The 7,137-nt window shown below is 46.4% G+C and carries 5 protein-coding genes; 2 read left to right on the forward strand and 3 right to left on the reverse strand.

The genetic code is table 11. The features are described 5' to 3' along the window. Window positions 1-48 precede the first annotated feature (48 nt). Together BCT81_RS12185 and BCT81_RS12190 are read left to right on the forward strand one after the other, a co-directional pair. Window positions 49-630 carry a flavodoxin family protein gene (locus BCT81_RS12185; protein ID WP_102424570.1) on the forward strand — a complete coding sequence of 194 codons (582 nt, stop codon included), beginning with the start codon at window positions 49-51 and terminating at the stop codon, window positions 628-630. 62 nt (window positions 631-692) lie between these two features. Further along, entirely contained in the window at window positions 693-1,538 is an 846-nt protein-coding gene (locus BCT81_RS12190) for a LysR family transcriptional regulator (RefSeq protein ID WP_102424572.1), read from the forward strand. Here the strand turns inward: BCT81_RS12190 and BCT81_RS12195 are convergent. From BCT81_RS12195 to carA, 3 genes are all read right to left on the reverse strand, one after another. Beyond that, window positions 1,489-2,268 (reverse strand): TSUP family transporter, encoded by a 780-nt coding sequence (locus BCT81_RS12195; RefSeq protein ID WP_102424574.1) that lies wholly within the window; start codon window positions 2,266-2,268, stop codon window positions 1,489-1,491. The two genes, BCT81_RS12190 and BCT81_RS12195, sit on opposite strands and share 50 nt — an antisense overlap. Window positions 2,269-2,472: 204 nt before the next feature. Continuing rightward, a complete protein-coding gene (carB, locus tag BCT81_RS12200) occupies window positions 2,473-5,703 on the reverse strand; it encodes a carbamoyl-phosphate synthase large subunit (protein ID WP_102424575.1) in 3,231 nt (1,076 codons plus the stop codon). A gap of 16 nt (window positions 5,704-5,719) precedes the next feature. Beyond that, window positions 5,720-6,859: a glutamine-hydrolyzing carbamoyl-phosphate synthase small subunit gene (gene carA, locus BCT81_RS12205; RefSeq protein ID WP_004740731.1), complete on the reverse strand. Its 1,140-nt coding sequence runs from the start codon at window positions 6,857-6,859 to the stop codon at window positions 5,720-5,722. Window positions 6,860-7,137: the final 278 nt, after the last annotated feature.

Raw genomic sequence — 7,137 nt, forward strand, 5'->3', positions numbered from 1 at the left:
CAAATAACTTTATAAAGATATTCATTTACTAACGATGAGGGTTCTAGGATGAGCGGTAATAAAATTGGAATTGTTTTCTTCTCTAAATGCGGCGCAACTAAGCAGGTCGCCGAACTGCTCGCTGAGGGCGCAAACACTCAGCTACCTGACTCAGCCCTACTCATCGAAGTACTGCCCTCGGAGATCATTGAAGGCCGATATGACAATGACGAGAAGCTCAAACTCCTAGACAGTTGTGATGCGATCGTTTTTGGCGCTCCTACCTACATGGGTTCACCTGCCGCTCAGTTTAAAAGCTTTATGGATGCGAGCAGTGACAACTACTGCAAGAAATTATGGCGAAATAAACTCGCTGCTGGCTTCACAACTGGAGGCAGTCTTAACGGAGAGCAACAACAAACCCTGCTTAGCTTTTTCACTCTAGCTTGTCAGCACGGCATGATTTGGGTTGGCTTAGACGCCTCAAGACACACAGATAATTTAGGGTTAAACCGCACTGGTTCAAATATTGGTTTAGTGTCTAGTATCGATGATGGTCAAGATAGCGTTAACCACAATGACTTACTCACTGCTCAATACTACGGTTCAAGAATCGCCAACTTGGTTCAAGAACTCGTAAACAAAAGCTAGAGCAACGGCCTTGATTGAGATAAGTTGGACGTATCATTCCCAACTTTCATGAATATCATCAAATGCTACTCGAAGGAATCGAAACTCTCTTGGTTTTGAGTAAAGCCAAAACCATGAGCCGCACTGGCAGCTTGCTGTATATCAGCCAATCAGCGGTAAGCAAACGGATTGCTAACTTAGAAAAGAAGTTAGGGAAAAAGCTTATTGAGCCGAGCGGTCGGCAGATAAAACTCACACCAGACGCGATAGCACTGATCGAGAGTATTGGTCCTACGTTCAATGAACTTCGTGGTCTTATTTATGAACAGCAAGAGTTAGAAGATACGACTTTCATTACCTTAGACAGCTCTAAGTCTCTGATAGCCGGCTATTTAGGTGAAATGATGGGGCAGTTTATCCAACAAGATAAATACATCACGATAACCACCAACCACACACCGAGAATCATCGAGCGAGTTCAGTCCGGTAAGGCAACCCTAGGGTTATGCGCAGGCTTGTTGCCACCACATCATGGATTGATGACGTTTCACCTGTTCGACGAGCCCTTTTTCATTGTAAGTAAATTGCCGCTGAACGGGCTTCCACCCAAAGTCATCACGAATGATATGACTAACCCAGCCAACTCTTACCAACTCTCAGTATTAGAAAAGCTTGGTATTAAACCTTTGATGGAGATGGATGCCTACACTGCAGCGGCGCAACTTGCATTAGGTGGAACTGGGCCCGCTTTGATTCCACTCTCGATCGTAAAAACACTCAATATTGAGTCTCAATATCTGTATAGCTTCCAGGAATTAGCGGGCTTAATCCGACCGATTCATGTCTGTGTTAGGCCAAATAGCTACCAGTCTCCACGGGTTAAAACACTGATAGAATCCATTGTTGATGCTGTTCCCAAAGCAGTTTAGACGCCATGAGCATCGACATCACAATCACTAGGGGGCGAATCCACTTCTGCCCTTTTGTCACCACCACTTTAGCGCCTAGCTGAGCCCCCATAAAGCCACCAATTGCCATCACTAAGCCGAGCTCCCAAATTGGCAAGCCTGCCAAAATAAAGAAGATCAGTGCAGCGATGTTAGAGGTGAAGTTCAACACCTTAGTACGAGCAGTCGCATCGACTAAAGAGAAATGACCAATTGCGACAAAGCAGACAGTAAAGATAGAGCCGGTACCTGGCCCAAAGAAGCCATCGTAAAAGCCAACACCACCGCCAACACACAAAGCAAACATCGCTTCAGAGATCTTCTGCTTACCTTCAGAGGCTTTAGTTTGTGGTGCTAATAAGAAGTAGAGTGAGATAGCGATCAGCAGCAGTGGGATCACGCTGGTCAATAAGCTCGCATCAATGAACTGAACGAGTTCTGCACCAATCGCCGAGCCAATGAAGGTACACAAAATGGCGAGGCGCATCTCCTTGATACTAACGATACCGTTACGCACGAAGTACCAGCTTGCGGAAAAACTGCCGAAAGAGCTTTGAAGCTTGTTAGTTGCTAGGGCTTGTGTCGGTGGGACTCCCGCTGCGAGTAGTGCTGGCAAAGTCAGTAGCCCGCCACCGCCAGCCATCGCATCGATAAAGCCAGCTGCCGTTGCGACAATAAATAAGATAGCCAATATTTCCAGAGTGATTTCCATATGCCCAACGCCTCAAAGTCTCGTGTAGCGACAACTTACCATCCTGAGCAGGCGATCAATAACGAAACACAAGATTTTAACCTATTCCAAATATTCATCATTTAACTAACGCTGTATCACAGACATAAAAAAGCCCACTCCGAAGAGTGGGCTTTGAGCATTTATATCCGCTAACTTCAGTTCAGTTAGCTAAGCTAAGACAAATTAAGCTTGAGAAGCTTTCACCTGTGCGTGTAGCTCTTGAACAGAAGTTACTGTCGTCTTCGCGTCTGCAGTGTGCGCCATACATGTCGCAAATGCTGCGTTTAGCGTAGTCGTGTAGTTTACCTTCTCAGCAAGTGCACCACGACGAAGAACTTTAGAGTCTTCAATCGCTTGACGGCCAGCTGCAGTGTTCACGATGTAGGTGTACTCGTTGTTCTTGATACGGTCAAGAATGTGAGGACGGCCTTCGTGTACCTTGTTTACTAGACGTGGGTTGATGCCCGCTTCGCCAAGAATCACTGCTGTACCGTGTGTTGCGTCTAGCTGGTAACCAAGCTTAGATAGCTTAGATGCTAGGTCTACAACGCGTTCTTTGTCGCCTTCGCGAACAGAAAGAAGTGCACGGCCGCCTTCTGGGTAGATGTTGCCACAACCCAATTCCGCTTTAGAGTAAGCTTCTGCGAACGTTGCACCAACACCCATAACTTCACCAGTAGAGCGCATCTCTGGGCCTAATAGTGGGTCAACACCAGGGAACTTGTTGAATGGAAGTACCACTTCCTTCACTGAGTAGTACGGTGGGATGATTTCTTTGGTAAAGCCTTGAGACTCTAGCGATTGACCCGCCATTACACGTGCAGCAATCTTAGCGATTGGTGCACCCGTTGCTTTAGATACGAACGGTACCGTACGTGCTGCACGAGGGTTAACCTCGATTAGGTACACTTGGTTGTTCTTCACAGCAAACTGCGTGTTCATTAGGCCACGAACACCCAACTCGAACGCCAGCTTTTCAACTTGCTCACGCATTACGTCTTGGATTTCTTGGCTTAGCGTGTAAGCAGGAAGAGAACATGCTGAGTCACCTGAGTGAACACCCGCTTGTTCGATGTGCTCCATGATACCGCCGATAACTACGCGCTCACCGTCACAGATAGCATCGATATCCACTTCAACTGCGTCGTCTAGGAAGCTATCAAGAAGAACTGGAGATTCGTTCGATACGCTTACTGCTTCGTTGAAGTAGCGACGTAAGTCTTGCTCATCGTATACGATTTCCATCGCACGACCACCAAGTACGTAAGAAGGACGTACAACCAATGGGAAGCCGATTTCGCGAGATTTCTCTACCGCTTGTTCCATTGTTGTTACTGTCGCGTTCTCTGGCTGTAGAAGACCTAGACGGTCAACAGCAACTTGGAAACGCTCACGGTCTTCTGCACGGTCGATTGCGTCAGGGCTAGTACCGATGATTGGCACGCCAGCCGCTTCAAGTGCGCGAGCCAGTTTCAGTGGTGTTTGACCACCGTACTGAACGATAACGCCTTTTGGCTTCTCAACACGAGCGATTGCTAGTACGTCTTCCAGTGTTACTGGTTCGAAGTACAGACGGTCAGATGTGTCGTAGTCCGTTGAAACAGTCTCAGGGTTACAGTTAACCATGATAGTTTCGTAGCCATCTTCACGTAGAGCTAGTGATGCGTGTACACAACAGTAGTCAAATTCGATACCTTGGCCGATACGGTTTGGACCGCCACCAAGAATCATGATCTTGTCTTTGTCTGTTGGGTTCGCTTCACACTCGTCATCGTAAGATGAGTACATGTAAGCCGTGTCTGAAGAGAACTCAGCCGCACACGTATCAACGCGCTTGTAAACTGGGTGGATATCGTATTGGTCACGTAGACGACGGATTTCGCTTTCCGCTACACCTAGAATCTTAGATAGGCGTGCATCCGCAAAACCTTTACGCTTAAGCTTGTTTAGCTCGTCTTTGTTCAGACCAGCAAAGCCTTTCGCTTTAAGTTCTTGCTCAAGCTTAACGATGTCTTCGATTTGAACTAGGAACCAACGGTCGATTTGCGTTAGGTTGAATACGCCATCTACAGACATACCCGCACGGAATGCATCCGCGATGTACCAAATACGCTCTGCGCCAGCTTCTTTTAGTTCGTGACGGATTGTTGTTAGTGCGTCAGGCGCATCTAGGTCAACCATTTCGTCAAAGCCTGTCGCGCCAACTTCTAGGCCGCGAAGTGCTTTTTGTAGAGACTCTTGCTGGTTACGGCCGATAGCCATAACTTCACCAACAGACTTCATTTGCGTCGTTAGACGGTCGTTAGCACCTGCAAATTTCTCGAAGTTAAAACGAGGAATCTTAGTTACTACGTAGTCGATGGTTGGTTCGAATGATGCTGGTGTTGCGCCACCCGTGATGTCATTTTGCAGTTCATCTAATGTGTAACCCACAGCTAGTTTCGCTGCAATCTTAGCGATTGGGAAACCTGTCGCTTTAGACGCTAGTGCAGAAGAACGAGATACACGTGGGTTCATCTCGATGATAACCATACGGCCATCTTTCGGGTTGATACCAAACTGTACGTTTGAACCACCTGTTTCAACACCAATCTCACGCAGTACCGCTAGAGATGCGTTACGCATCAGTTGGTATTCTTTATCTGTTAGAGTCTGTGCTGGTGCAACTGTGATTGAGTCACCCGTGTGGATGCCCATTGGGTCGAAGTTTTCAATCGCACATACGATGATACAGTTGTCCGCTTTGTCACGAACCACTTCCATCTCGTACTCTTTCCAACCGATTAGAGATTCATCGATTAGAAGTTCGTTTGTTGGAGAAAGGTCTAAACCGCGACGACAGATCTCTTCGAACTCTTCTTTGTTGTATGCGATACCACCGCCAGTACCACCCATAGTGAATGATGGACGGATGATACAAGGGAAGCCAACCATATCTAGAACAGCGTAAGCTTCTTCCATGGTTTTCGCAGTGTCAGCACGTGGACACTCAAGGCCGATAGACTTCATCGCTTTATCGAAACGAGAACGGTCTTCTGCTTTATCGATAGCGTCAGCCGTTGCACCAATCATCTCTACACCGAACTCTTCAAGAACACCGTGTTTCTCAAGGTCTAGTGCACAGTTAAGTGCTGTTTGGCCACCCATTGTAGGTAGAACTGCATCTGGCTTCTCTTTCGCAATGATGTTGCGAACAACTTCCCATTGGATAGGCTCGATGTAAGTTGCATCAGCCATATCTGGGTCAGTCATGATGGTCGCTGGGTTCGAGTTTACAAGAATAACTCGGTAACCTTCTTCGCGAAGCGCTTTACAAGCTTGAGCACCAGAGTAATCGAACTCACATGCTTGGCCGATAACGATCGGGCCAGCACCTAGAATTAGAATACTTTTAATGTCAGTACGTTTTGGCATTGTCTACTACTCCGAATTACGCTGTGTGCTTTTTAATTAGTTCAATGAAGTGGTCGAATAACGGCGCTGCGTCTTCTGGACCTGGGCTTGCTTCTGGGTGACCTTGGAAGCTAAATGCTGGTTTGTCTGTACGGTGAATACCTTGTAGAGAACCATCAAATAGAGACTTGTGCGTTGCACGTAGGTTTTCAGGAAGTGTGTCTTCGTCAGCAGCAAAGCCGTGGTTTTGCGAAGTAATCATCACAACATCACGATCTAAATCTTTAACTGGGTGGTTTGCACCGTGGTGACCAAACTTCATCTTCACTGTCTTAGCGCCTGACGCAAGAGCAAGAATTTGGTGGCCTAGACAGATACCGAAGATTGGTAAGCCTTTTTCTAGGAACACTTTTGTCGCTTCAATTGCGTAAGTACATGGTTCTGGGTCACCAGGGCCATTTGAAAGGAATACACCGTCTGGGTTTAGTGCAAGCACTTCTTCAGCAGAAGTTTCAGCAGGAACAACCGTTAGGCGGCAGCCGCGGTCAACGAGCATTCGTAGGATGTTTCGTTTTGCACCGAAGTCATAAGCAACAACGTGGTATGGCAATTCTGAGTCTGCTTTCGCTTCAGGAAGTCCACCCGTAAGCGTCCACGAACCTTGTTTCCATTGATACGCTTCTTTTGTTGTAACTTCTTTCGCAAGGTCCATACCTTTCAGGCCAGGGAATTCTTTTGCTTTAGCTAGAGCCAAAGCTTCGTCTAGGTTGTTACCCGCTACAATACAACCGTTCTGTGCGCCTTTTTCACGAAGAATACGCGTCAGCTTACGAGTATCGATATCAGCGATACCAACAACGTTTTGCGACTTAAGGTAATCAGAAAGGGATTGTTCATTACGGAAGTTAGAAGCGATTAGAGGGAGATCGCGAATCACAAGGCCTTGAGCGTGGATTGAAGAGGATTCTTCGTCTTCGGAATTGGTTCCGGTATTGCCAATGTGAGGGTAAGTAAGGGTAACGATTTGTTGAGAATAGGAAGGATCAGTGAGGATTTCTTGGTACCCCGTCATCGAGGTATTAAAAACGACTTCACCAACTGCAGAACCTACAGCGCCAATGGCTTCACCGTGAAATACTGTCCCATCTTCTAGGACAAGTAGTGCTGACTTTTTCAAGACAACCTCCAGAAATAAATATGCATTAAAATTGATTTAATTTGCAAATCTACCTTCCTGCAACACCAGAAACTGCGTGTTTATGGAAATTAGACAAATTGGCGGTATTTTAGTGATGTGCGTGATACGTGTCAACATTTAACGCAAAAGAAATTAAAGATTTGTACGCACTAAATCAATTTACCCCTCCAAAGCTCCAAAAGTTCAACTTTCATGGTCAATTAAGCACGATATTGAGATTTTCCAATTTTATCCCATTACTTTTGTCTGCCTTTAAG

Source organism: Vibrio sp. 10N.261.52.A1 (assembly GCF_002876325.1).
In the GTDB taxonomy this organism is placed as follows: Bacteria; Pseudomonadota; Gammaproteobacteria; order Enterobacterales; family Vibrionaceae; genus Vibrio; species Vibrio chagasii.

Excerpts from the sequence above, each read along its gene's own strand:
- carB (WP_102424575.1), bottom strand. The coding sequence starts at position 5,703 with ATGCCAAAACGTACTGACATTAAAAGTATTCTAATTCTAGGTGCTGGC.
- BCT81_RS12185 (WP_102424570.1), top strand. The coding sequence starts at position 49 with ATGAGCGGTAATAAAATTGGAATTGTTTTCTTCTCTAAATGCGGCGCA.
- BCT81_RS12190 (WP_102424572.1), top strand. The coding sequence starts at position 693 with ATGCTACTCGAAGGAATCGAAACTCTCTTGGTTTTGAGTAAAGCCAAA.
- BCT81_RS12195 (WP_102424574.1), bottom strand. The coding sequence starts at position 2,268 with ATGGAAATCACTCTGGAAATATTGGCTATCTTATTTATTGTCGCAACG.